The 642-nt window shown below is 64.5% G+C and carries 2 protein-coding genes; both read left to right on the top strand.

The window, feature by feature from the left end; all coding sequences use genetic code 11:
* Positions 1-223 (top strand): SPW repeat protein (locus EAO70_RS35150; RefSeq protein WP_187284170.1); only part of this gene is annotated, 223 nt, incomplete at its 5' end.
* A 193-nt stretch (positions 224-416) separates the two neighbouring features.
* Positions 417-642, top strand: a 226-nt coding sequence (locus EAO70_RS35145) for a DUF805 domain-containing protein (RefSeq protein ID WP_148006869.1), incomplete at its 3' end; no start/stop codon positions are given.

Below are 642 nucleotides of genomic sequence, written 5' to 3'. Positions count from 1 at the left end.
CGCCCTGGCCGTCCTCGGGCTGTGCATGTCGATGGTTCCCGAGCGGTCCCAGGACCTCAACTTCGTCGTCCTGCTGATGGGAGCCTGGCTGATCATCGCGCCGTGGGTGGTCGGGTCGAGCCCCGACACGGGCACCGTCCTCAGCAACGTCATCACCGGCGCGTGCGTCTGCCTGTTCTCCCTCACGGCCGGCGGACTGCTCATGACCAAGCGAAGGACGTGAGGCCCGGATCCTCTTCCGGAACGGCGGCCCCTCCTCTCCCGGAGGTGCCGCCGTTCGCCGCTTTCCCGCTCCGGAACGGCCACTGCCCGGTAACGAATTGACCCACGCCGTTTCGGCCACCTAAGTTCTGCGTAAAGCTTGCTCCACAGGGACAGGCTCTCCCGCTCGCACACCCGGTCCTTGGGGGGACAAAGTGAACTGGTACCTCGACGTCATCAAGAAGTACGCCGTCTTCAGCGGCCGGGCACGGCGCAAAGAATTCTGGATGTTCCAGCTCTTCAACTTCATCATCTCGATCGTGCTCGTCGCCATCGGCACGGCGATCGACTTCTCGCTGCTGAGCACGATCTACTCGCTGGCCGTCCTCCCGGCGATCGACTTCTCGCTGCTGAGCACGATCTACTCGCTGGCCGTCCTCC

The organism is Streptomyces sp. adm13(2018) (assembly GCF_008042145.1).
In the GTDB taxonomy this organism is placed as follows: Bacteria; Actinomycetota; Actinomycetes; order Streptomycetales; family Streptomycetaceae; genus Streptomyces.
The sequence above is the reverse complement of the archived record's forward strand: the minus strand, read 5'-3'. Positions and strand labels throughout refer to the sequence as shown.